The organism is Arthrobacter sp. TMN-49 (assembly GCF_054511095.1).
On the sequence record NZ_JBTNDH010000019.1, the window covers coordinates 30,855 to 54,076 of the forward strand.

General features: G+C 63.8%; 23 protein-coding genes. 7 read left to right on the top strand and 16 right to left on the bottom strand.

Annotated features, from left to right (window positions below; translation table 11 throughout):
- Positions 1 to 27: 27 nt before the first annotated feature.
- The 3 genes from ACX80E_RS10440 to ACX80E_RS10450 are packed head-to-tail and all read right to left on the bottom strand — an operon-like array spanning position 28 to position 3,209.
- Entirely contained in the window at positions 28 to 1,131 is a 1,104-nt protein-coding gene (locus ACX80E_RS10440; protein ID WP_459301857.1) for a polyprenyl synthetase family protein, read from the bottom strand.
- On the bottom strand, positions 1,128 to 2,450 hold the full coding sequence (locus tag ACX80E_RS10445) for a geranylgeranyl reductase family protein (protein WP_459301858.1): 1,323 nt from the start codon (positions 2,448 to 2,450) through the stop codon (positions 1,128 to 1,130). Before ACX80E_RS10445 ends, ACX80E_RS10440 begins: the two co-directional genes overlap by 4 nt.
- Positions 2,451 to 2,480: 30 nt before the next feature.
- Positions 2,481 to 3,209: a demethylmenaquinone methyltransferase gene (locus tag ACX80E_RS10450; protein WP_459301859.1), complete on the bottom strand. Its 729-nt coding sequence runs from the start codon at positions 3,207 to 3,209 to the stop codon at positions 2,481 to 2,483.
- A 114-nt stretch (positions 3,210 to 3,323) separates the two neighbouring features.
- Between ACX80E_RS10450 and ACX80E_RS10455 the strand changes: the two genes are divergently transcribed.
- The 4 genes from ACX80E_RS10455 (at position 3,324) to ACX80E_RS10470 (ending at position 7,548) form a co-directional block, all read left to right on the top strand.
- Positions 3,324 to 4,670, top strand: coding sequence for an isochorismate synthase (locus ACX80E_RS10455; protein WP_459301860.1), 1,347 nt, complete (start codon positions 3,324 to 3,326; stop codon positions 4,668 to 4,670).
- A 164-nt stretch (positions 4,671 to 4,834) separates the two neighbouring features.
- The gene (locus tag ACX80E_RS10460; RefSeq protein WP_459301862.1) at positions 4,835 to 5,770 is read left to right on the top strand and encodes an ABC transporter substrate-binding protein; all 936 of its coding nucleotides are present in this window, start codon (positions 4,835 to 4,837) and stop codon (positions 5,768 to 5,770) included.
- A gap of 3 nt (positions 5,771 to 5,773) precedes the next feature.
- On the top strand, positions 5,774 to 6,748 hold the full coding sequence (locus tag ACX80E_RS10465) for an amino acid ABC transporter permease (protein WP_459301863.1): 975 nt from the start codon (positions 5,774 to 5,776) through the stop codon (positions 6,746 to 6,748).
- Positions 6,745 to 7,548: an amino acid ABC transporter ATP-binding protein gene (locus tag ACX80E_RS10470; RefSeq protein WP_459301864.1), complete on the top strand. Its 804-nt coding sequence runs from the start codon at positions 6,745 to 6,747 to the stop codon at positions 7,546 to 7,548. The genes ACX80E_RS10465 and ACX80E_RS10470 overlap by 4 nt, the downstream gene beginning before the upstream one ends.
- A 93-nt stretch (positions 7,549 to 7,641) precedes the next feature.
- On the opposite strand, the gene menD is transcribed toward ACX80E_RS10470, so the two are convergent.
- On the bottom strand, positions 7,642 to 9,336 hold the full coding sequence (gene menD, locus ACX80E_RS10475; RefSeq protein ID WP_459301904.1) for a 2-succinyl-5-enolpyruvyl-6-hydroxy-3-cyclohexene-1-carboxylic-acid synthase: 1,695 nt from the start codon (positions 9,334 to 9,336) through the stop codon (positions 7,642 to 7,644).
- A 64-nt stretch (positions 9,337 to 9,400) separates the two neighbouring features.
- A complete protein-coding gene (locus tag ACX80E_RS10480; protein ID WP_459301865.1) occupies positions 9,401 to 10,375 on the bottom strand; it encodes an o-succinylbenzoate synthase in 975 nt (324 codons plus the stop codon).
- A 59-nt stretch (positions 10,376 to 10,434) separates the two neighbouring features.
- On the opposite strand from ACX80E_RS10480, the gene ACX80E_RS10485 reads away from it, so the two are divergent.
- The gene (locus ACX80E_RS10485) at positions 10,435 to 11,325 is read left to right on the top strand and encodes a phosphatase PAP2 family protein (RefSeq protein WP_459301866.1); all 891 of its coding nucleotides are present in this window, start codon (positions 10,435 to 10,437) and stop codon (positions 11,323 to 11,325) included.
- 15 nt (positions 11,326 to 11,340) lie between these two features.
- Here the strand turns inward: ACX80E_RS10485 and ACX80E_RS10490 are convergent, their stop codons facing one another.
- The 5 genes from ACX80E_RS10490 to ACX80E_RS10510 form a co-directional block, all read right to left on the bottom strand.
- The gene (locus ACX80E_RS10490) at positions 11,341 to 12,543 is read right to left on the bottom strand and encodes an MFS transporter (protein WP_459301867.1); all 1,203 of its coding nucleotides are present in this window, start codon (positions 12,541 to 12,543) and stop codon (positions 11,341 to 11,343) included.
- 31 nt (positions 12,544 to 12,574) lie between these two features.
- Positions 12,575 to 13,282, bottom strand: coding sequence for an MBL fold metallo-hydrolase (locus ACX80E_RS10495; protein ID WP_459301868.1), 708 nt, complete (start codon positions 13,280 to 13,282; stop codon positions 12,575 to 12,577).
- A 22-nt stretch (positions 13,283 to 13,304) separates the two neighbouring features.
- Positions 13,305 to 14,663, bottom strand: a complete 1,359-nt coding sequence (locus ACX80E_RS10500) for a dihydrolipoamide acetyltransferase family protein (RefSeq protein WP_459301869.1) — start codon at positions 14,661 to 14,663, stop codon at positions 13,305 to 13,307.
- Positions 14,660 to 15,649 carry an alpha-ketoacid dehydrogenase subunit beta gene (locus ACX80E_RS10505; protein ID WP_459301905.1) on the bottom strand — a complete coding sequence of 330 codons (990 nt, stop codon included), beginning with the start codon at positions 15,647 to 15,649 and terminating at the stop codon, positions 14,660 to 14,662. Before ACX80E_RS10505 ends, ACX80E_RS10500 begins: the two co-directional genes overlap by 4 nt.
- Positions 15,650 to 15,753: 104 nt before the next feature.
- Positions 15,754 to 16,890 (bottom strand): thiamine pyrophosphate-dependent enzyme, encoded by a 1,137-nt coding sequence (locus tag ACX80E_RS10510; protein WP_459301870.1) that lies wholly within the window; start codon positions 16,888 to 16,890, stop codon positions 15,754 to 15,756.
- 240 nt (positions 16,891 to 17,130) lie between these two features.
- Here ACX80E_RS10510 and ACX80E_RS10515 point away from each other — a divergent pair, with 240 nt between their 5' ends.
- A complete protein-coding gene (locus tag ACX80E_RS10515) occupies positions 17,131 to 17,583 on the top strand; it encodes an Lrp/AsnC family transcriptional regulator (protein WP_459301871.1) in 453 nt (150 codons plus the stop codon).
- 73 nt (positions 17,584 to 17,656) lie between these two features.
- On the top strand, positions 17,657 to 18,430 hold the full coding sequence (locus tag ACX80E_RS10520; RefSeq protein ID WP_459301873.1) for an isocitrate lyase/PEP mutase family protein: 774 nt from the start codon (positions 17,657 to 17,659) through the stop codon (positions 18,428 to 18,430).
- On the opposite strand, the gene ACX80E_RS10525 is transcribed toward ACX80E_RS10520, so the two are convergent.
- The 6 genes from ACX80E_RS10525 to paaA all read right to left on the bottom strand — a co-directional run bounded on the left by ACX80E_RS10525 (position 18,427) and on the right by paaA (position 23,176).
- On the bottom strand, positions 18,427 to 19,206 hold the full coding sequence (locus ACX80E_RS10525) for an enoyl-CoA hydratase/isomerase family protein (protein WP_459301875.1): 780 nt from the start codon (positions 19,204 to 19,206) through the stop codon (positions 18,427 to 18,429). The two genes, ACX80E_RS10520 and ACX80E_RS10525, sit on opposite strands and share 4 nt — an antisense overlap.
- Positions 19,207 to 19,277: 71 nt before the next feature.
- On the bottom strand, positions 19,278 to 20,468 hold the full coding sequence (paaE, locus tag ACX80E_RS10530) for a 1,2-phenylacetyl-CoA epoxidase subunit PaaE (protein WP_459301876.1): 1,191 nt from the start codon (positions 20,466 to 20,468) through the stop codon (positions 19,278 to 19,280).
- Entirely contained in the window at positions 20,468 to 21,004 is a 537-nt protein-coding gene (gene paaD, locus ACX80E_RS10535; RefSeq protein ID WP_459301877.1) for a 1,2-phenylacetyl-CoA epoxidase subunit PaaD, read from the bottom strand. The genes paaE and paaD overlap by 1 nt, the downstream gene beginning before the upstream one ends.
- A 5-nt stretch (positions 21,005 to 21,009) precedes the next feature.
- The gene (paaC, locus tag ACX80E_RS10540) at positions 21,010 to 21,846 is read right to left on the bottom strand and encodes a 1,2-phenylacetyl-CoA epoxidase subunit PaaC (protein ID WP_459301879.1); all 837 of its coding nucleotides are present in this window, start codon (positions 21,844 to 21,846) and stop codon (positions 21,010 to 21,012) included.
- Positions 21,843 to 22,175 (bottom strand): 1,2-phenylacetyl-CoA epoxidase subunit PaaB, encoded by a 333-nt coding sequence (paaB, locus tag ACX80E_RS10545; RefSeq protein ID WP_459301881.1) that lies wholly within the window; start codon positions 22,173 to 22,175, stop codon positions 21,843 to 21,845. The genes paaC and paaB overlap by 4 nt, the downstream gene beginning before the upstream one ends.
- Positions 22,176 to 22,177: 2 nt before the next feature.
- Positions 22,178 to 23,176, bottom strand: coding sequence for a 1,2-phenylacetyl-CoA epoxidase subunit PaaA (gene paaA, locus ACX80E_RS10550; RefSeq protein ID WP_459301882.1), 999 nt, complete (start codon positions 23,174 to 23,176; stop codon positions 22,178 to 22,180).
- Positions 23,177 to 23,222: the final 46 nt, after the last annotated feature.

Sequence of the window (23,222 nt, forward strand, 5' to 3'; positions counted from 1 at the left end):
CTTGCGAGGTTAGGGAGGGCGTGGGGATTAGACGTCCCGGGAAACTACTGCCTCAGCAAAAGTGGCGAGCGCTGTCTTGACCATGCCCTCAGGCAGGGGCGCCAGTGCAGCAATCGCGTCGTCGGACCATTCGCGGGCAACCGCCCAGGACTGTGCGGTGACAGGGTGCTCACGCAGCGCGGCAACAGCCTGCGCCAGTGCCTCATCGCTGCTCAGGTCGCCGTCAACCAATGCCAGTACCGGCACTGCGGAGGCATCACCAGCGGCGGCGGCCTTGCGCAGCAACAGCACAGGCAGGGTGGGTACGCCTTCGCGCAGATCAGTTCCCGGCGACTTCCCGGAAACCTGCTTCAGGCCTGTGACGTCAATGACGTCGTCGGCCAGCTGGAAGGCCACACCCACCTTCTCGCCGTATTCAAGCAAAACGTCCTGCAGGTCTTCCTCCACCCCGGCAAAGATGGCGCCAAGCTGACCGGAGGCAGCAACCAACGAACCTGTCTTGTCGGCAATGACTGACAAGTAGTGCTCAACAGGATCTTCGTCCTCGCGCGGGCCAACAGTCTCGTGCAACTGTCCCAGGCACAGGCGTTCGAAGGTGCGGGCCTGGATGCCCAGCGCCCGTCCACCCAGTTCCGAGACAAGGATGGAGGCGCGGGCAAAGATCAAGTCGCCCGTCAGGATGGCCACGGTGTTGCCCCACACCTCGTGGGCAGTGGGGGCACCGCGGCGGAACGGAGCAGAGTCCATCACGTCGTCGTGATAGAGCGTGGCAAGGTGTGTCAGCTCAACCACGACGGCGGCCTGCACCACTTCCTTGCGGCCCGGATCACCCAGATGGGCGGCCAGCAGGACCAGCAGGGGGCGGATGCGTTTTCCGCCTGCTTCCACCAGATGGCGACTCGTAGCATCAGCCAGGGGGTCGGAATTGGCGATGGCTTCGCGCAGCACCTTCTCCACCCTGGCCATGCTCATGGCGATGGACGGTCCCAGTTCCGGGTCCTCGGCGACTGCGGAGAAGCCTGACGGCAATTGCAACCCTGTGGCAATGGCCATGGTGCTGGGGTTGGCGTCCTGCGACTCGGGCAGCCCGTGTCCGGCGTGGGTCCAGCTATGTTTCGCGGAAGTAGTCACTGCTTAACACTAACTATTGGTAGGGATTGTTGCTTGGGCGTGCGGGGAAAGTCTTGGTTGCTGGTCGCTGGTACCAGCTTCTCCAGTAGATGAATCACTCTATCCTCAAAACCGCGTTCCCCGGCGTCGGTGAGGTTGGCCATCATGCGGACCACAAAACGCATCAGCATCGGGATCGGCATGCCGGTTCGAAGAGCGAGTTTCATGATGGCCGGTTTGCCTATCAACTGGGCAAAGACCCGGCCCAGGGTGAAGTGGCTGCCCCACTGTTCGCGGACGTAGTCGCCATAACCTGACAAGGCATGGTTGGCTGCCAGTGCCGAGTTAGTTCCGGCCGCGCGTTGAATGAACTCGGCAGCGAAACGGGCGGACTCCATGGCATAGGAAATGCCTTCGCCGTTGAAGGGGCTGACCATGCCACCGGAATCACCGAGCAGCAAAAGCCCCGGTGAGTAGTGGGGTGTCCTGTTGAACCCCATGGGCAAGGCCGCGCCGCGGATGGGTCCCACCTGGTTTTCCTCGGTGAAACCCCACTCGGCGGGCATGGCACCCGTCCAGTCACGCAGCACCTGGCGGTAGTCCAGTTTCCCGAACGCCTTGGAGGAGTTCAGAATGCCCAGACCCACATTGGAGGTGCCGTCACCAACACCAAACACCCAGCCGTACCCTGGCAGCGGGTTTCCGGACTTATCCGGGAGTTCCAGCCACCCCTCCATCCAGTCATCGTCGTGGCGCGGGGAGGTGAAATACGTCCTGTAGGCAACACCCATGGGCCTGTCGTCACGTTTTTCGTGGCCCAGGGAAACTGCTGTGCGGGTGGAGTTGCCGTCTGCGGCGAGCACCAAGTCAGCGAAGAAGTCCTTGGTCTCCCCCGTCTTCTTACCCGAGCCGTCCATGAGTGACGCCCGGGCACCCACCACAGTTCCGGCGTCGTCCGTCAACGCCGTGGAAACGGAGTGGCCCTCAAGGATCAGCGCACCTGCGGCACGGGCATGGGTGGCAAGGGATTCATCGAAGCCTAGGCGGGTCCTGATCAGTCCGTAGTCAGGGAAGTTGCTCAGTTCCGGCCACGGAACCTCGACCTGCCGCCCGCCGGCGATCAAGCGCAAACCCTTGTTCCGTCGCCAACCCTCGGAAGGGTCGTGCGGCAGGCCCATGAGCACCATTTCGCGCACCGCCCGCGGGGTAAGACCGTCACCGCACACCTTCTCGCGCGGGAAACGGGTCTTTTCCAGCACCGTCACCTCAATCCCAGCGGTGGCCAGGTGGTAGGCCGCCGTGGATCCGGCCGGACCTGCCCCTACTATCAGTACCTTCACGGTGGGTGGAGTTCCTTTAGTTAGCGGACGCTAGTTGGCGGGGGCGGTGGAAGAGCCAGCGGCCCGCGGTGGCTTGACGGCGCGGTGGACCGCCACAATCCCGCCACTCAAATTCCTGTACGCAACGCTCTCCCACCCGGACTCGGTGAGCCAGGCGGACAAGTTGTCCTGGTTGGGCCACACCCGGATGGACTCAGCCAGGTACACATACGCGTCCGGGTTGGAGGCAACTTTTTTGGCGATGGGTGGCAGCGCCCGCATCAAATACTCGGTGTATACGGTGCGGAACGGGGAAAAGGTGGGGTGCGAGAACTCGGCCACCACCAGCTTGCCGCCGGGCTTGGTCACGCGCAGCATTTCCCGCAACGCCTTCTTCGGGTCCATGACATTGCGCAAGCCAAAGGAGATGGTGGAGGCGTCAAAGGAGTTGTCGGCGAAGGGCAGGTTGGTGGCGTCCCCGGCGATGAAGTCAATGTCGGGGCGGCGACGCTTGCCCACCTTCAACATGCCCACCGAGAAATCGCAGGCCACCACATCAATACCGGCGTCTGCATAGGGCTCGCTGGAGGTGCCGGTGCCGGCGGCCAGGTCAAGGACCCTTTGGCCGGGCACAGCACCAACTGCGTCCACCACAATGCGGCGCCACCGGCGCGTCTGCCCCAGGGACAGAATGTCATTGACGATGTCGTATTTGGGGGCCACGTCGTCAAACATGGCGGCCATTTCTTCAGGACGCTTCTCCAAGGATGCACGCTTCACCCCCCTAGTCTCTCAAACTTTGAAGCGGATCGTGCATTGACGCACGCCACTTGTGGGCGATCACACCGGGATTGAGCCAAAGTTGGGTCTATGGGCGAGTAATCTGGACTCATCATGACTGCTTCCTCGGGCACCCATACGCTGCGCACCCTGACCACGGCCCTGGATTCGGCCTCGCTGGGTGAGCTTGGCGTGACCGGCCCGGCCAGCTTGCTCATGTCCCTGAGCGACACAGATCCGCTCTGTTGGTTGCGGCGCGGCGAAGGCCTTCTGGGCTTTGGTGAAATCGCCGCCTTCACAGGTACCGGGCCGGGGCGTTTTACCGACGCCGAACACTGGTGGAAGTCCCTGCTGGTGGACGCCCAGATTTCCAACCCCCTGCGACTGCCCGGCACCGGCGCCATGGCGTTTGGCTCCTTTGCCTTCTCCAAGACCAGCAGCTTTGAATCGGTGTTGATTGTTCCGGCACTCGTGGTGGGTTTTGCCGACGGCACAGCCTGGCTCACCCAGATGACCCTCGACGGCACGGTCCCCGCCACCGAATCGGCTCTCCCACTCTTACGGTCGGCGATGGCTGGCCCGTCACGTTCTGAAGGCTCGACGCCGGAGCCCACCCCAGCTGGCACGGTGCGTTCCGGGGCGCTCACCGAGGCGCAGTGGAAGGATTCAGTCACCGCCGGTGTGCAAGCCATCGCCCGGGGCGGGCTGGAAAAGGTGGTTTTGGCCCGCGACGTGGTGGCGACGTTCGCCGAACCCGTGCGGAGAGTTTCAATTCTGCAACGATTGGTGCGCCTCTACGACGAATGCTGGACCTACGGCGTGCACGGCCTGGTGGGCGCCACACCAGAGATTTTGATCAAGATTGATGGGTCGGTGGCCCAGGCCCGGGTTCTTGCCGGGACCCTGGACAGGGAAGATGAACCGGCCGGCTCCTCAGGCTTCGCCGACACCGTTCTCGGCGGTTCCCTCAAGCAGCGTCAGGAGCATGACTTCGCTGTCCGGTCCCTGATCCGGCAACTGGCTCCGTTCGCCAGCGACCTGGTGTTCCCTGCTGAACCCTTCATTCTGGAACTGCCAAATGTGTGGCACCTGGCCTCGGATATCACGGCCGAATTGGCCAGTTCCAACGGGCATTTGCCCAGTTCCTTGGCCTTGGTTGAGGCGTTGCACCCCACAGCTGCCGTGTGCGGCACCCCTCGGGACGAAGCCGGAAAGCTCATCCTGGAGTTGGAGAAAATGGACCGTGGGCCCTATGCCGGCCCCGTGGGTTGGCTCGACGGTGACGGCAACGGCGAATGGGGTATCGCCTTGCGCGGAGCAGTGCTGGAGGACCCTCACAACGTGCGCCTCTATGCCGGTGCCGGCATTGTGGAAGCCTCGGACCCCGAGTCGGAACTTGCTGAGACCTGGGCAAAATTCCGCCCCATGCTTCAAGCCTTGAATCTCAACCAGACCCCTTAAATTGGACCTTGAAGTCCGGAATCTCAGACACAAGCTGCTTCGTGAGACTTGCTAGCTTGGTCAATAAGTTGTTCAATAGTGAAATGTCGTTTACCGTGATGCAAATCACGCGGGGCTACACTATATTTCATCGACACAGTGCTCCATGAAACAAAGGGTCAAAAATGCAAATTTCAACCAAGCTGACAGTTCGGCTTGCAGCAGTCGCGGCCGTCGCAGCATTGGCATTGACGGGCTGCACCACCGCCTCCCAAGATCCGGAACCCGGCGCCACCACAGATTCTGGTGGTGCTGCGGCCTTCGATCCCACCACCGTCGCCAAGGACGATGCCCTGATCGCCATGTTGCCGGATTCACTCAAGGGCAAAGACGCCCTCACCGTCGGATCCGACACCTCGTATGAACCAGCCGAATTCCTGGACAAGGACGGCCAGACGCCCATCGGCTACGACGTGGACGTTGCCAAGGCCATCGCAGCAACACTGGGCAAGACGGCGAAAGTTCAAACCGCAGACTTCGCAAGCATTCTGCCCAAGCTTGGCACGGTCTATGACCTGGGCATCTCTTCCTTCACGATCAACCCGGAACGCTCGAAGGCAGTGAACTTCGTCAGCTACTTCAACGCCGGTGTTTTGTGGGCCGTGAAGACAGGCAACCCCAAGGGCATCAGCATGGATGATCTGTGCGGCAAGAAAGTGGGCGTGCAGACCGGCACCGTCGAGGAGGATCCCGATGTTTCGGGCCGCTCCAAGGCCTGTGTCGCAGCAGGTAAGCCGGCCATTGAAGTTATCTCGTTGAAGAACCAGACGGAAGTCACCACCCGTCTGGTAGGTGGCACCATCGACGCCATGAGCGCCGACTCCCCCATCATCAAGAACGCCCTGGCCAAGACCAACGGACAGCTGGAAACACTGGGCGACGTTTACGACGCAGCCCAACAGGGCATCGCCATCGCCAAGGCTGACACTGAGTTTGCCGGCGTGATCGAGAAGGTCATGAACAAGCTGATCGAGGACGGCAGCTACACGAAGATTCTGGAAAAGTGGAACAACACGGACGGCGCACTGCCGAAGGCTGTCCTGAACCCGACGGCGGGCTAGCCCTTGAGCCCCCTAGCTTCTCGCAGATCTGCACGTGGCGCACGTGAAGGACTGGAACTAATCGACGCTGTTCCAGTCCGTCACCCGTGGCGGTGGGTTGGCGCCGCCGCCATCTTGTTGGCACTCATCCTGGTCATCCAGTCAATGACCACCAATGAGAAGTTCTATTGGGGAACGTTCAGAACCTATGTGTTTGACGTTCTTGTCATCCAGGGTGTGGGCTGGACGCTGCTCCTGACCGCCAGCTCCATGGTCATCGCCATTGTGCTGGCCATCCTGCTGGCGTTCATGCGCCAGTCGGATAACCCGCTGTTCCGCTACGTTTCATGGGTGTGGGTCTGGTTCTTCCGTGGCACACCCGTCTACACACAGCTGTTGTTCTGGGGATCCATTGGCGCTTTGTATCCGAAGATCATTGTGGGTGTCCCGTTCGGACCGGAACTGTTTTCCTGGGACACGGCCACTGTCATCAATGCCACTGTCGCGGCAATCGTCGGTCTGGGTCTGAATGAATCCGCATACCTGGCCGAAATCTTCCGCGCCGGCCTGAAATCCGTGGACAACGGCCAGATGGAGGCTGCTGAGGCACTGGGCATGCGCAGGTCGAAGGTCATGTGGCGGATCGTCTTGCCCCAGGCCATGCGTGTGATCATTCCCCCCACGGGAAATGAAACCATCGGCATGCTCAAGACCACCTCGCTGGTGCTGGCAGTACCGTTCACGCTGGATCTAACCTTCGTGACAAATGCCCTGGCGAGCCGGACGTTCCTGCCCATCCCACTGTTGATGGTTGCCGCGTTCTGGTACCTGGTAATTACTTCAGTGTTTATGGTGGGCCAGTTTTACGTTGAGCGGCACTTTGGCAAGGGCGTGGATAACGTCATGAAGGCTCCGGTCAAGGCAACGGCAGCGGTCGCTGCGGCTCATGCAAACCCGGCGAAACACGCCGACGGAACCACGGAAGGTGGCAAGCAATGACCGACACAAATTCAACGGCCACGCCGGCAGCCGCCGGGGTCAAGCCGCTGGTGGATATCCAGGGCGTACACAAATTCTTTGGCGAGCATCACGTACTCAAGGGCATCGACATGACGGTGAAGCCCGGCGAGGTTTCTGTGATCATCGGCCCGTCGGGTTCAGGAAAGTCAACGCTCCTGCGCTGCATCAACCTCTTGGAAACAATCAGTGCCGGCCGGATCTATGTCCACGACGCCCTGATTGGTTTCAAGGACGTCAATGGTCGGCTGCATGACCTGAACACCAAGCAAATCGCGGGGCAGCGCCGTGAGATCGGCATGGTCTTCCAGCGTTTCAACTTGTTCCCGCACAAGACAGCCCTGCAAAACGTGATTGAGGCACCCACCCAGGTGAAGCGTCAGTCCAAGGCGGCGGCCAAGTTGAAGGCCCATGAACTGTTGGAGATGGTGGGTCTTTCCGACCGCGCCAACTTCTACCCTGCCCAGCTTTCGGGTGGACAGCAGCAGCGTGTTGCCATTGCCCGGGCGCTTGCCATGGAGCCGGAGTTGATGCTCTTTGACGAGCCCACCTCGGCACTGGACCCCGAGTTGGTGGGCGATGTTCTTGAGGTCATGAAGAAACTGGCCAAGTCAGGCATGACCATGATCGTGGTGACCCATGAGATTGGTTTTGCCCGCGAAGTCGGCGACACCCTGACGTTCATGGACGGCGGCGTGGTGGTTGAAAGCGGAAGCCCGCGCGACATTATCGCCAACCCGCAGCATCACCGGACCAAGGAGTTCCTCAGCAGGGTCCTCTAACCCGCGCGTTGCAACTGACCCGCAGAAAACGCCGAAAAGTCACGGGTTTCCCGTGACTTTTCGGCGTTTTCTGCGGGTCAGTTTGCTTTTCCGTTATTTTGTTTTTATGGCAGCGGCGATGCGGGCGTGCAGCTCACGCAAACCCTCACGAGCGGCCACCACCTCAACGATGTGCCGGCCCGCCACCGGCCCTGCCAGCGCAGTAGCCAATTCGGCTGCCGTGCTGACAAGGGTGTGGCTGAAACCGTAGGCGGCGGCCAGGGCGGCAAGGTTCACAGTGTGCGGTGTCCCAAAGAACCGTTCGACGGTGGCCGCGTAGTCCGGTGCCGCACCGAGCTCGCCGTGCTCCAAAACTGAGAAGATGCCACCACCGGAATCGTTCAAGACAACGATCTGCAGCGGGGGCGCCTGCTCGCTGGAGCCAATGTTGAGGGCCCCGGCGTCGTGCAAAAAGGTCAGGTCCCCGATGAGTACCCGGGTTGACTTGTGCGTTGCCAAGGCCACGCCGGTGGCTGTGGCCACGGTGCCGTCAATACCGGCCAAACCGCGGTTTGCGAAGACCCGGGCGTTGCGCTCGAGTGTGGGCCTGCCGGCCAGGTCCACGTCACGCACGGGGTTGGAGGAACCCAGCACAAGGTTGCTGCCAGGATCCTGTTGGGCCCGCTCCCACAGCCTGCGGGCCACCAACTGTCCCGTCAGCGTTTGGGTGTCCGGTACCTGGGACAGCACTGCCTCGAGGGCTGTTTCGGCCCGGTCAGCCGCATCCTGCCAGGCCTGAAGCCAGCCCGCAGGGCCACAACCGGCGAAGCCAAGCAACTGATCCCACTGGGTCAAGATCAATTCCGGTCGCCGGCCGGGTTCAAACCACGGCACGGGCGCTGGCAAGTACAGTGCCCGTTCCAGCCCCGTGTTGGCCATCAAGTGGCTGATCTCCCGGGACAAGGTGGGCCGGCCAAAGAGCACTACGCGTTGGATCGGATGGGCGCTTTCGGGCCCAAAGCTCTCCAACAGGAGGCGGTAGGGCCCAATGGCGTTGGGCCCGAAGCGGGCGTTGGAGGAGGGCTCTGCCAGCAGCGGCAACCCGAGCTTGCGGGCAAAGTATTCGGCGTCGGGCCCGGCGTCGTGCCCGGCCACCACAACTGTCCTGTGGCTTGTGGCGGGCAACACCATGTCGGGCTCCGATTGTGCCACGGCTTCCTCGTGCTCAACGCTTGCCCCGGGCGCGTCAACAACTGGCAGCAACCGTTCCCATTCGGAACCATCCAGCGCCGGGGTCAGCGGGTCCCGGAACGCCAGATTGACCTGAACGGGCCCTGCCGGGATTCCCTCGAGCCGGCCACGGGCAGCACTGAGGGCGGTGGCGATGGCGGCTGTTGGATCAATGCCTGCTCCAACGTCTGTGGCAAAACGCACATGCTCACCAAAGAGATCCAACTGGTGGGTTGTCTGGTTGGCCCCCGTGCCGCGCAGTTCATCGGGTCTGTCGGCTGAGAGCACCACAAGCGGGGTTCCTGCATGGTTCGCTTCCATGACGGCAGGCAGGAGATTGCCCACGGCGGTTCCGGAGGTTGTCATCACAGCCACGGGGCCGTCCGTGCCCAGTGCCAGTCCCAGCGCCGTAAATCCGGCCACCCGCTCGTCAATGCGCACGTAGCTGCGCATCCTACCGTCGGCTTCAGCCTCGGCCAGGGCATACACCAAAGGTGCGCTGCGGGATCCCGGGGCCACCACAACATGAACAACTCCAGCGCGTTCCAGCGCGTCTATTACGTAGCGGGCGGAGTCCATTGAGCTAAGAAAAGTCACAGCCCCATCTAATCATCAAGAGCACATCAGGGATTCACCCCGGAAATTAGAGAAGTGCGTAGCAGCGTCGCAGCCGCCCCAACCACCAGTCACGGCGTTCTGCTGGCGCCGCGCATTCCGCCAACAGCTCCCGGTCAGCCACCACCTCGCGCACGGCCATGCCGCCGGCCACTGCCACCAAGCTTGGCGCCACAATGTCGGCCGCCATGAGGGACACTGTGCCCAAACCGCAGGCGTAGGGCAGCTCTGGAAGCGCAGCAGCCAGTGCCAACCCGGCGCTGATGCCCACCGAGGAATCCAGGGCAGAGCTCACCACTGCGGGCAGCCCCGCTTCAGCCACAATCTCCAAGGCGCGCCGGACTCCCCCCAGTGGGGCGGCCTTCACCACCAAAAGATCAGCGGCCCCGGCACGGGCCACGGCAAGCGGGTCGGTGGCCTTGCGGACACTTTCATCGGCAGCAATCATCACAGCGCCGCGCAGTGACTTGCGCACGGCTGCCATCTCGGCAATGGACGCGACGGGTTGTTCGGCATACTCGAGCCCAAACACGGAGAGCATCCGCAGCGCTGACACGGCCTGCGCAACATCCCAGCCCCCGTTGGCATCCACCCGGATCTTGGCCTCGGGCAGCAAATGCCGCACAGCCCCCACACGGGCGGCGTCCTCGGACAGGGACTGCCCTGCCTCGGCCACCTTGATTTTCACTGTGTGAACAGCGTCAAAAGCTGCCAGCACCGCCGGCACCTGGGCCGGCGAAACAGCCGGAACCGTGGCGTTGACTGGCACCCAATCACGCACCCGTGCCGGCTGCCCCAGCCAGCCAGCCTCCAGGGCTGACGCCAACCACCTGACGGACTCGTCGTCGTCGTACTCAAGGAACGGACCAAACTCGCCCCACCCGGCAGGGCCCTGGAACACCATCACCTCGCGGGTCTGCACACCCCGAAATTTCACCCGCATGGGGAGTGAAACAACGTGGGCACTGGCCAGGATTTCATCCAGGGATGGGAGCAAAAACATGTCTTCACTGTAGCCCCAAAATCAGCGTGTTCCCATGAAACTGTGGGAACCTAGAGTCGATGAATACCCACGCCGCATCTCAACGCACAGGCCCACGCGGAACACTCGAGCCACGAATTGTTGCGTGGCCTTTCCTGGCAGCGGCATTGATAAGTTTGGCCGGACTGCTCTTGACGTATAGATTCTTCGTCAATACCACCGTTGGGCAGTTCATCGACGAGTCCGCTCTGGTGGAGGCGGCCGTTGCCCGGGAACGCATCGGCACCCAAACGGCGCAGCTCTTGGATCTGCTGCCGGCCACCTCCGTGGTCATTGCCGCCGTGGTGATCTTGTTCGTCACAGTGACACGGCGCCGGTGGAAGGCCGCAGGCATTGCCATCACGGCAATGGCCGCGGCAAACTTCTCCACCCAGCTCATCAAGGCCGGGCTGCCCGACCGCCCGCCTCTGGGCGTGTCCACGTTGGCGTTGAATTCGCTGCCGTCGGGGCATAGCACTCTGGCCGCCAGTGCCGCGGCCGCCGTGTTCCTTGTGGTGTCCCCCCGGTGGCGCCCGGCCGTGGCGTTTGTGGGAGGCAGTTACGCCATCCTGGCCGGAATTTCCACGCTCATCAACCAGTGGCACCGCCCCGCCGACGTGCTGGCCGCGTTCTTCCTGGTGGCGCTGTGGACAGCCCTGGCCGCACTTGTTGTCATGCGGACAGGTCCTAGCTGGAATGTGTGGCTGGGCTCGGGGGCGCACTGGGCCTCCTCCCGCTGGTGGACGGCGTTGGCAGCGTTTTTTGCCGTTGCCGCCGGGATCCTGACCCTCGTGATCCTTGGCGCCGCCTCCGCCGCCGTCAGCACCACCAGTTATTTCTTCGCGGGCGCGGGCCAAATTGTTGTCGGTGGCTATGGGCTGACGCTGGCGGCCACGCTGCTATTCACTTTGCCCGTACGACGCCGTTCCTAACCCACTCGCTGGAAGCTACTGTCCCGGTGGGGCTGGCCTGCTGCGCGGCACCCAATACCCCAGCACAGCTGCCGCAGCCAACCCCAGAAGGCCGGTGGCTGCGATGCCAAAGGACAGTGACACCACCGCCGTGAGTCCGGCGAGAATGGCTGGGCCACTGGACCCGCCACAGTCGGACAGGAACCGCCAGATGCCCAGGAATTGGGCCCGGCCATGGCGGGGTGAGTAGTCGGCCCCCAGCGTCATGATCATTCCGGAGCCGATGCCGTTGCCGAAACCAATCAGGAGCGCCACCAGCAGCAGGGACACGCCACCTGTGGTGAGCGGCATGAGCAACAAGGCAATGCCCATCAACGTCATGGACGGCACGGCAACCCAATTGCGCCCCTTCTTGTCCATGAGCTTCCCGGCGGGATAAAAAACCAGCATGTCAATGGCGCCGGACAAGCCGTAAATCAACGACGTCGTGGCCGGTTCCAGGCCAAGGTTGTCGGCCCACAAAGGCACCACCACCTGGCGGGCCGATCGCACGGCACTGACCAGGATGACGCCAATGCCTATGGTGAGAAAGAGTCTGCTGTTGGCCACGATCAAGGAGCCGACGGTGGGCATGGGCCCTTTGGGTGCTGGACCGTTGCCGCTGACCAGATCCGGCAACCACCAGGCCAGGACCCCCGCGGCACCGATGGCCACCGCGGCAACCCAGTAGGCGCCTTGCAGGCCCACCAGATGGATGACCAGCGCGCCAATGAACGGGCCGGCAAACAGGCCAATGCGTCCAACTCCGCCCAGGGTGGACATGGCGCGTGCCCGCATCAGCGGCGGCACGGCCTCGGTGAGGTAACTTTGCCGGGCCAGATTGAAGACGGCCGCCGCGGCACCTATGAGGAACACGCCGGCACCAAAGACCAAAAGGTTGGCCGCAAAACCGCACAACAGCAGGGCGATCAGGCTGAGCCCGGCGGCGCCCATCATGCTCAGCCGCTCCCCGAACCTGGCTGTCAGCAGCGAGGCCGGGATGTTGCTGACCAGCGATCCGACGCCGATCAGGGCCACCACCAGTGCGGCACCGGCCAGGGATGAGCCCAGGTCCCGGGCGCTGAGGGGAATAATGGGAAGGATGGCGCCTTCGCCTATGCCAAACAGCAATGATGGCCCAAACGCCGGGACGGCGATGGACCACAGGTTAAAGTCACCGGGGTTTGCTTTGCTACTCACCGTCCCAACTCTAAACCCGGCCCCCAGGGGATTAGTTTGGCGGATTGCTGGCTGCCATGGTGTCGGCCATCTGTGCGGCAAACTCCGGTGTCACCGGGCGCCCGTGCCCTGGCACCACAACAGGGTACCGATCCCCCATGGTTGCCAGCTGGCGCAGAACCTGAACCCAGTCCCGCGGATACGAATCCTCGAAGTGCGGTTCGCCACCTTCCTCGACCACGTCACCGGCAAACAGAACGCCACAAGCCCCGACCATCAGATCGCCGTCCGTATGGCCGCGGCCTAACGAGAACAAGTCGACGCACAGGCCCCCCAGATCCAGCGTTGCCGTAACATCGGCCACCACGTGCGTGGGCACCACAATCTCGGTACCTGGCCCTCCGCCGGCAGCCATTTCCGGCTCAATCCGGGAAACCTCCCGCCGTTGCGAATCTCCCGTTTCCCGCACGGTCCGTGCGGCGCTGGCGTGCGCCCAAAACTCGGTGGCGCCGTCGTGCCTAAAAACGGCGTTTCCGAAGAAGTGGTCCCAATGCGCATGGGTGTTGGCCACCAGAAGGGGCAAAGTGGTGAGGCTACGCACGGCCAGCAGAATTTCCTTCGCGTGCCGCGGACCGCACCCGGTGTCAATCACCAGCGCCCGTGCGGCACCCACGACAAGTCCCGTGTTGACCAAGGCCCTGTCCGGGGAGCTTGCCATCCAGTAGATGCCGCTGCCCAACGGTTGCCATGCACCGGCCATGAGCCCTCCTGCTGATTTGGCGCTAGAGGTCGGCCAGCACGGAGGCAGGGTTCTCCATGGCGTCGGCGACGAAGCGCAGGAAGCCCGCTGCCACGGCGCCGTCACACACCCGGTGGTCGAAGGCTAGGGTCAGCTCGGTCATTTGGCGTACGCAGAGCTCACCGTTGGCCACCCACGGCTTGTCCATGATGCGCCCAATCCCCAGCATGGCGGACTCGGGGTAGTTGATGATGGCGGCCGAGCCGTCCACCCCAAACACGCCGTAGTTGTTGAGAGTGAAGGTGCCCCCGCGAAGCGCCTCCGGCCCGACCCTGCCGTCGCGGGCCTCCTGGGTCACGGCGCGAATCCTCGCGTCAAGGGCGCGGACGCTCAGGCCGTGGGCCTGACGGATCACCGGCACCATGAGTCCGCGATCCGTCTGGGCCGCGATGCCAAGATTGATGCCGGCAAACTCCACGAGCTCTTGTTCGAGCGCGTTCTGGGTGACTTGCATGTTCAGTGCCGGGAAGCGGCCCAGGCCTGCCGTGACGAAGCGTGCCACAAAGGCCAGCACGCTGGGCGCTGCACCATCCTTGCCCTTCAGCTCCCGCCGCAGCTCCATGAGCGCCGTGGCGTCAACGTCGACCCACACTGTGGCGTCAGGAATTTCCGCCCGGCTACGGGTCAGTGCCGCAGCTGCCGCCTTCTTCACCCCGGTCAGTGGCGTCCTGCTGGCCACTGCGAGGCCCGTCCGCTGATCGACGACGGCGTCCGCGCTAGCCGGTGCCGCACTCACCGGCGCCGCAGTCTTCGGTGCGGTCCGGGCGGTCACGGCCCCTTCAACGTCGCGACGCAGGATGAGGCCGTCACCACCTGAACCGGGAATGTCGGCGAGCTCCAGGCCGTGGTCGTGGGCCAGTTTCCGCACGAGGGGCGAGGCGACGAGCTGGGCGGCCACGGGCCGGCCCGTGGCCTTCGCCGTGGTGTCAGCATGAAGGTCCTGGCGCAGCGCGGGTCTGCTCCGCCCCGGTCCGCCATGCCCCGAGGTCCCGTAGCCAATCAGGACGTTGCCCGACCCCGCGGCAGCGTCCGAGGTCACCGTTTCAGCGGCGACGGCGGCTAGTCCGGGTGCCGGTGCAGACACGGCAGCACCGCCCGCTTCGGGACGCGCCACGGAGATGAGCGGCTTGCCGACCGCCAGCGTGTCACCTTCGGCGCCGTGCAAGGTGTCGACAACACCTTCAAAGGGTGACGGCACCTCAACAACCGACTTGGCGGTTTCCACCTCGGCGATGGGTTGGTCCACATGGACGGCGTCGCCCACCTGCACCAGCCACGTGACAAGTTCGGCTTCGACAAGGCCCTCGCCCAGGTCGGGGAGGAGGAATACTTGCAGGCTCATGAGGTCTCCCACTGAAGGTTGTCGACGGCGTCGAGGATGCGGTCCACGCCGGGAAGGTAGTACTTTTCGAGTTTGGGCGCCGGGTAGGGGATGTCGAAGCCGGTGACCCGCAGCACGGGTGCGGCGAGCGAGTGGAAACAGCGTTCCTGGATGCGGGCCACGATCTCGGACGCCATGGAGGCGAAGCCGGGAGCTTCGGCGATAACGATGGCCCGCCCGGTGGACTTTACGGCGGCGGTGACTGTTTCGTCGTCGAACGGCACCAAGGAGCGCACGTCGATGACTTGCAGGGAGCGGCCCTCGGCCGCGGCGGTCTCGGCGGCCGCGAGCGCGACTGCCACCGACGGGCCGTAGGCGATCAAGGTGGCGTCGGTGCCGTGACGGGCTATGGCTGCGTGGCCGATCGTGGACGGTGCGGCAGCGGCACCCCCGCGTTCGGCACCGTCCGCATACCGGGCGCGCAAGGCATCCAAGTCAACAGTGTCCTTGGTGAAGTACAGCTTTTTGGGTTCCAGGAACACCACCGGATCAACGGAGGCGATCGCGTCACGGAGCATGATGTAGGCGTCGGCCACGGTGGAGGGCGTGAGTACCGTCAGCCCCGGCGTGTGCACATAGTAGGCCTCGGAGGAATCACAGTGGTGTTCCACCCCGCCAATCCCGCCGGCGTAGGGAATCCTGATGACCAGGGGCAGGCGCACGTGCCCCCGGGTGCGATTGCCCAGTTTGGCAACATGGCTGGTGATTTGTTCAAATGCGGGGTAGGCGAAGGCGTCGAATTGCATCTCCACCACGGGCTTCATGCCGTTGATGGCCATGCCGGTGGCCATGCCAATGATCCCGGATTCAGCGAGCGGCGTGTCAAAGCACCGTTCCTCGCCGAACTGTTTGGTGAGCCCGTCGGTCACCCGGAACACCCCACCCAGGGTGCCCACGTCTTCACCAAAGACGACGACGGCCGGATCGGCGGCCATGGCGTCGGCCATGGCCAGGGTCAGGGCTTTGGCAAAAGTGATGGTTTGGACACCCGTCAGCGTCTCTCCTTGCTGACCGGCCGGTTTGGCTGGCTGGGGTGTCTGGGCAATGGTCGTCATGATGATGCTCCCGAGGTGGCATTCGATGCGGCCAGTTCCGCCGCAAGCAGGGTGCTTTGTTCACGCAATTGGGGTGTCGGCTCGCTGTAGACGTACCGGAACAGGTCCAAGGGATCGACAGTGGTCTCGGCGTTGAGCCCGTCACGCAGCGTTCTGGCCAAGGCTTCGGCAGCCACGGCGATGCGTTCGCGGTCAGCGGCAGCCAGCGCCCCCGCGTCGTCCAAGTATTTTTCCACCCGGAGCAGCGGGTCCTTGGGCACCCACTGGGCCACTTCGGCGTCGCTGCGGTAGCGGGTGGCGTCGTCGGCGTTGGTGTGCGCTTGCATCCGGTAGGTGTGCGCCTCCACGAGCGCCGGCCCGCCCCCGTTGCGGGCACGGTGCACCGCGTGACCCACGACGGCAAGCAAGGCGGCCAAGTCGTTGCCGTCCACGCGCTCGCCGGGCATCCCATAGCCCACGGCCTTGTGAGCCAGGGACGGGGCCACGCTTTGGCGGATGAGCGGGACGGAGATGGCGTATTGGTTATTTTGGATGAGGAAGACCACCGGGACGTGGAAGACGGCGGCAAAATTCAGGGCCTCGTGGAAGTCACCCTCACTGCTGGCACCGTCCCCGCACAGGGCCAGGACGACTGTGTCCTCGCCACGGAGCTTGGCCGCGTGCGCCACCCCGACAGCATGCAACAGCTGGGTAGCCAGCGGCGTGGCGGGGCTGGCCGTGTTGTAGTCGTGGGGGTTGAAGCCGGCGTGCCAGTCACCGCGCAGCGATTCGAACGCGGCAACCGGGTCAACCCCACGGCCCAGTATTGCCACGGTGTCGCGGTAGGTCGGGAAGAGCCAGTCACTGCCCCGCAGGGACATGGCCGCCGCCACCTGGCAGGCTTCCTGCCCGTGCGACGACGGATACACGGCCATGCGCCCCTGCCGCACCAATGCCCCCGCCTGATCGTTCACGCGCCGACCCACCACCAGCCGCTCGTAGCCTTCGAGCAGCGTCGCCATCTCGGGGAGTTTGTAGGGCTCCTTGTACTGCTTGGCTGGTGCCTGCGTGCCGTCGGCGGCGATGAGTTGGACGGGTTCGGCCGAGGGCAACAGATAGCTCTGGGTCTCGAGGAATTCAGGGTGGGTCGTCATTGACCTCGGCCCTCCTTTGGGTAGTCGACTCACCCCGCACAACAACCCAGGGCGCGCACAAATAAAGATGTTCTGTCCCTTCAGTATGTGATTCTCACCGTTTTGTATCCATAGTTTTGCGATTCTCTGGAATTTGCCGATCAAGAACCGTAGTCTGAGAGACATAATGACATGTGAGCGGCGTTACAGTCCCGGCTTTTTCCCGGACGTCTTTCACCGCCAAGAGCATCCAGGAGTGCCATGACCGAAAGTTCCACACCCCCGCTCGACGAGGTGGACAAAAAGATCCTGGCCGAACTGACCCGGGACGGCCGCATGTCGGTGAGCACCGTCGCGGAGAACGTCCACATCTCCCGCGCCCATGCGTATTCGCGCATCTCCCGATTGACCTCCGACGGGGTCCTCACCAAGTTCACCGCGCTGGTGGACCCAGTCAAAGCCGGCTTGAAGTCCTCCGCCTATGTCACCTTGAAGGTGAGCCAGCATTCCTGGCGCGAACTTCGGGAGGATTTGCGCGCCATCCCCGAGGTGGCCCATATTGCCTTGGTGGGCGGCGATTTCGATGTCATCCTGCTGGTCCGCGCCGAAGACAATCAAGGCCTGCGGAAGGTCATCTTTGACAGGCTCCAATCCATGCCGGGAGTCCTGGACACGCAAACATTTCTCATCTTCGAGGATCTGGACACCAGATAGCGGCCTAGTGCCCGCCGGCGAGCTTGCGAGCCGGAGGGAGCAGTCGGGTGGGCGTGGGGCGTAGGCTCGGACCATGGACACTTCACAAAAAGCCACCGAACTCCTCCGTCTCCACCAAGCACCCGAAGTCCTGCAATTGGTCAACGTCTGGGATTCAATCACGGCCAAAGTTATTGCGGATCTACCGGGCACCAAGGCTCTCGCCACGGCCAGTCATTCAATCGCGGCCTCCCTGGGCTATGCGGACGGCGAGCGCATTCCAGTCCAACTCATGATTGATGCTGTGGGGCGCATTGCCGCCGCCACGGACCTTCCCGTCTCGGCCGACCTTGAAGCCGGGTACGGCAACCCGGGCGAGACCATCAAGAAGGCCATGGGCGTGGGCATTGTGGGCGCCAATATTGAGGACCAGATGCGTCCTCTCACCCAAGCCATTGCCCAGATGAAGCAGGCGGCCGACGCCGGCGCGGCGGGAGGAATCGATTTTGTCCTGAACGCACGTACGGACGCTTTCCTGCTGGCCGGGGACCGCGACCCGCGGGACGTGCTGGAGGCCGCCGTCGAACGCGGCCGGGCATACCTGGACGTTGGGGCCACCTGCGTCTTTGTCCCCGGAAAGCTGGACGAGGCCACCGTCACCGCGCTGGTTGCGGGCATTGGTTGGGGCAAGGTGAGCGTCATCAACGTTCCGGGTTCACTCAGTCCGGCAAAATTGCAGGAGCTCGGAGTCACCCGCATTTCCTACGGCCCATGGATCCAGCGCGTGGCCCTGACGGCGATCGCGGATGCGGCGGCGGACCTCATGAACAACGGCGCCCTCCCTGTTGGCACGCGGCCGCTCAACTAGCGTCCCGTGAACCCGGGCCTCCGTTTGGCGGTGAAGGCCGCGAACCCTTCGGCGTAGTCAGCCGTGTGGGACAGCCCCACTTGTGCCGCGTTTTCCAGTACGACGGCGTCCCACAGTCCCAGCCGCCGGTCCCGGATCGCTGCCACGAGTTCCTTGCTGGCATTGAACGCCTGGGTGGGTCCTGTCGCGGCTTTTGCGGCGGCCGCCCGCGTGGCCTCTAGTAGTCCCGCTGCTGGCAGGGCCCTGCTGAACAAGCCGCCCTTGACGGCTTCTTCCCCGCTCATGAGTTCGGAGGTGTAGATCAAGTCAAGGGTGCGGTGCATGCCCAGGCGTTCAGCAAACAGCCAATGCCCACCGGAATCCAGCGTGGCCCCGAGGTTGCCGAACGGGGAACCAATCTTCGCGGTGTCTGCCACATAGACCACGTCCGTGGCGATGAGCAGCCCCAAGCCCACACCGAGGCAGGCCCCGTGGGCTGCGGCAAAGGTTGGCGCCGGAAACGTGCTCATCTTCTTCAACAGCGGGGTCAGGGCTTCAAGGTAGCGGTGCGCATCGTCGTTGGCCCCGTCAACACCGGCGATGTCCCGGCCGGCACAAAATGCCCGCCCCGTACCGTGCAGGAGCAGAGCCCGAACACTGCCGGCCGCCGCGGCCGCAGCAGCCTCGTCGTACGCGGCGCCGAGCTCTCCCAGCTCGCCCTCGGTGAGCGAATTCAATTTTCCCGGCGCATTCAACACCAGCTCGGCAACGCCACCGGCTATGGAAAGTTCAATCACGGTGACTCCTCAGTTGGCTGGGCGGCGGCTCGACCGTCGAGGCGGCTATGGCGAGCACGTGAGCGCCTCGGCTACACGTCATAGTCAACGGTGACCTCGGCGGTGGTGGGGCGGGATTGGCAGGTGAGGACATAGCCGTTGTCCACTTCCTCCGGCTCCAGCGCATAGTTTTCCTCCATGTCCACGCGTCCCGAAACCAGCTTGGCCCGGCACGTCCCGCATACTCCGCCGGCACAGGCAAAGGGGACATCGGCACGCACGCGCAGGGCGGCATTGAGGATGGATTCGCGGGCGTGGGTGGGGCTGAGAATGTCAGCCTTGAGCCCGTCGAGGGTGAACGTGATCTTGTAGTTGTCCTCGGATTCGTCCACCAGTACGCGGCGGCCCGCCTGCCCCTCGGGGCGGCTGGGTGTGCCGGTGGTGAACAGTTCAAAACGGATCCGGTCCCTTGGCACGCCGCGGGCGGCAAGTACGTCGCGACACAGCTGGACGAGTTCGAACGGCCCGCACAGGAACCATTCGTCCACGTCGTCGCTGTGGATGGCCGTGCCCAGCAGCGCCTCCAGCTTGTCGGCGTCGAGCCGTCCACTCATGAGCGGGGCGATGCGCTGCTCCCGGGAGAGCACATGGTGCACGGCCAGCCGAGCGGGGTAGCGGTCCTTGAGGTCGGCCAGTTCCTCCAGGAACATCACATCCATGGACGCCTTGTTCGCGTAAATCAGGTCGAAGCGGGTGCCGGCGTTGGCGGCCAGCAGGGTTCGGGCAATGGCGATGACAGGAGTGATGCCGGAGCCGGCGGCGATGGCCACAAAGGTGCCGGCCCCCCGGACCAGGTCTTCCGGGTGGTTCATGCCGGTGAGCACATTGGAGACGTCGCCATGTTTGGAGATGAACGCGCCCATGGGACTCATGACGTCCATGGTGGCACCGGCTCTCAGCTCGGCGTTTGCCCAGGTGGAGAACTGTCCACCAAGGTCGCGTTTGATCGCCACCCTGATCTCGGAGCTGCCGTCCTCGAATTGGACCGGGGCGGCGCAGATGGAGTAGCTGCGGCGCACCTCCTTGTTCACACCGTCGTCGTCGGGCATCTGCAAGCGCAGGGCAACGTACTGCCCGGGCAGGTAGTCGTAATATCCGGCCAGATCGGGCGGAACGGCGAAGGCGACCTCGATGGCGTCCTCGGTGAGCCGGCGGACCTGGGCTACTGTCAGTGTGTGAAAGGCGGCGCGGCGCCGGGCTGCGGCATCAGTGGGGATGGTCATTAGAGCACCTTGAAGTAGTCAAAGGGTTCCCTACAGTCCTGGCAGACGTATAGGGCCTTGCAGGAGGTGGAGCCGAAGCGGGTGATTTCCTTGGTGTTCAACGACTGGCATTGCGGGCATTTGACCGCCAGCGACAGCCGGACTCGGCCGCTGTGGCCACCGGCGCTGGCCTGTCCGCTGGGAGCGGCGATCCCATATTCCTCCAGCTTGGCCTTGCCCGCGCCCGTCATCCAATCAGTGGTCCAGGCCGGGGCCAACACCATCGTGACAGTGACATCGCTGTAGCCTTCGGCGGCAAATACGCGCAGAAGGTCCTCGCGGATGGCGTCCATGGCCGGGCAGCCCGAATAGGTGGGGGTGATGGTGATGCGCACGGCTGGCTTGCCGGCAGCCGTGCCCGGCCCGCCGCCGTCGTCCACCTCAACGCGGCGCAGGATGCCCAGGTCCGCAATGGTGAGCACAGGGATTTCGGGGTCGGTGACCGTGGCGGCGATGTCCCAGACCAACTGTTGGGCGGTCTTGCCCAGCGTGTCCATGGCGGTCACCAGCTGGCCCCGGGGTACTCGCGCGCCAGCACCTGCATCTCGGCCAGCAGGTAGCCCAGATGTTCACTGTGGCGCCCGTGCCGCCCGCCGCCGGTGGCCAAGGGCGACGCCGGGACGTCCAGTTCCGCCTCGGCCAGGACTTCTCCGGTGGCCCGGTCAAACTCCGCGCGCAGGCTCGAGGGGGCGACGCCGGCATCACCGAGTCGCGCCGTCAGGGCGTCGTCCTCAAACAGCTCCCCCACGAACGGCCACATCAAGGTCAGCCCGGTGACCATGCGGCGGCGGGATTCATCCGTGCCACCGGCCAGGCGCAGCACCCACTGCGTGCTGTGGTCCAGGTGGTAGTCCACTTCCTTGACAGCCTTGGCGGCAATGGCGGCCAGCATGGGGTCGGCGGATTTTGTCAGCTCCCGGTAGAGCGGGAACTGGTAGTTGGCCACGATGAATGCCCGGGCGATCGTTGCGGCAAAGTCGCCGTTGGGCTGTTCAAAGAGGTGCGCCGAACGGAATTCGGGCTCGCGGCGGAAGTAGGCGAGGTCGTCCTCGGACTTGTCCCAGGCACCCCCGGCATAGCTGAGGAAGGAGCGGGCGTGGCCCAGCTGATCCAGGGCGATGTTGCCCAGCGCCACATCCTCTTCCAGTTCCGGGGCACGGGAAATCCAGTGGCTCAGGCGCTGCGCCAGGATCAAGGCATCGTCGCCCAGGCGCAGGGCGTACTGTGCAATGTCTTCGCTTGGTTTGGCCGCCCCTTGCCGGGTAGCCAGGGCAATGTCCTCAGGGCGCAGCGCATTGCCCGGCGTGATCCGAGTGGCCGAAGCAGACGAGTCGTTCACAGGTGCTTTACCCCTTCGCTCTTGGTGTAATACGTGGCGTGCCGGTAGTCCTTGCCCTGGGGCGATTCAAAGAAGGAGCCCTTGGCGTCGGGGTCGGAGGCGGCGATGGCGTCGGCCGGGACCACCCAGATGGACACGCCCTCGTTGCGGCGCGTGTACAGGTCGCGGGCGTTGCGCAGGGCCATGGTGGCATCGGGCGCATGGAGTGAACCGGCGTGGACATGGCTCAGGCCGCGGTTGGAGCGGACAAACACTTCCCACAGGGGCCAGCGGTGGGCACTGTCTCCGGGCGCCGCCGTCGTGCTTTCATTGGATTCTTGGGTGCTCATCTTTAGGCTGCAACTTTCTGTGCGTTCTTGGCGGCTTGCTTGGCGGCGTAGGCCGCGGCGGCCTCACGCACCCAGGCGCCGTCGTCGTGCGCGGTGCGGCGGCGCTCCAGACGTTGGGCGTTGCAGGGGCCGCGGCCGGCCAGGACTTCCTTGAACTCTTCCCAATCCAGCGGGCCGTGCCCCCATTTTTTGGTGTCCTCGTTGAAGCTGATGTGCTCATCCGGCAGGGTCAGGCCAAGCACCTTGACCTGCTCCACCAGCATGCCGACAAAGCGTGAGCGGAGTTCATCATTGCTGAAACGCTTGATGTTCCAGGCCATGGATTGCTTGGAGTTGGGGGAATCGTCATCAGGCGGGCCAAACATCATCAGCGACGGCGCGTACCAGCGGTTCACCGCGCCTTGGGCCATGGTGCGCTGCTCGGGGGTGCCGTTGGCCAGTTCCAGCAGGATCTCAAAACCTTGCCGTTGGTGGAAGGACTCTTCCTTGCAGACCCGGACCATGGCCCGGCCATAGGGTCCGTAGGATGCCCGGCACAGCGGCACCTGGTTGCAGATGGCGGCGCCGTCCACCATCCAGCCGATGGCACCCATATCCGCCCACGTCACGGCCGGGTAGTTGAAGATGGAGGAGTAGCGGGCTTTGCCGGCCACCAGGGCGTCCATCATGTCGTCCCGCGAGGTGCCCAGCGTCTCGGCGGCCGAGTACAGGTACAAGCCGTGGCCGGCCTCGTCTTGAACCTTTGCCATAAGAATGGATTTGCGTTTAAGGCTCGGCGCGCGGGTGATCCAATTGGCCTCGGGCTGCATGCCGATGATTTCGGAATGCGCGTGCTGGGAGATTTGGCGCACCAGTGAGCGGCGGTAGGCGTCCGGCATCCAGTCGCGCGGTTCAATTCGGGAGTCCTTGGCGATGATCCGGTCAAAGTTTTCCTGCCCGGCAGCGTCCTGAACGGATTGGCCCTGCGTGGGAGTCCCCCCGGACTGCATGTTCTGCGCCATGACTTCTCCTTGATGTGTGCCGACTTACGCCGGATTTAATTACCGA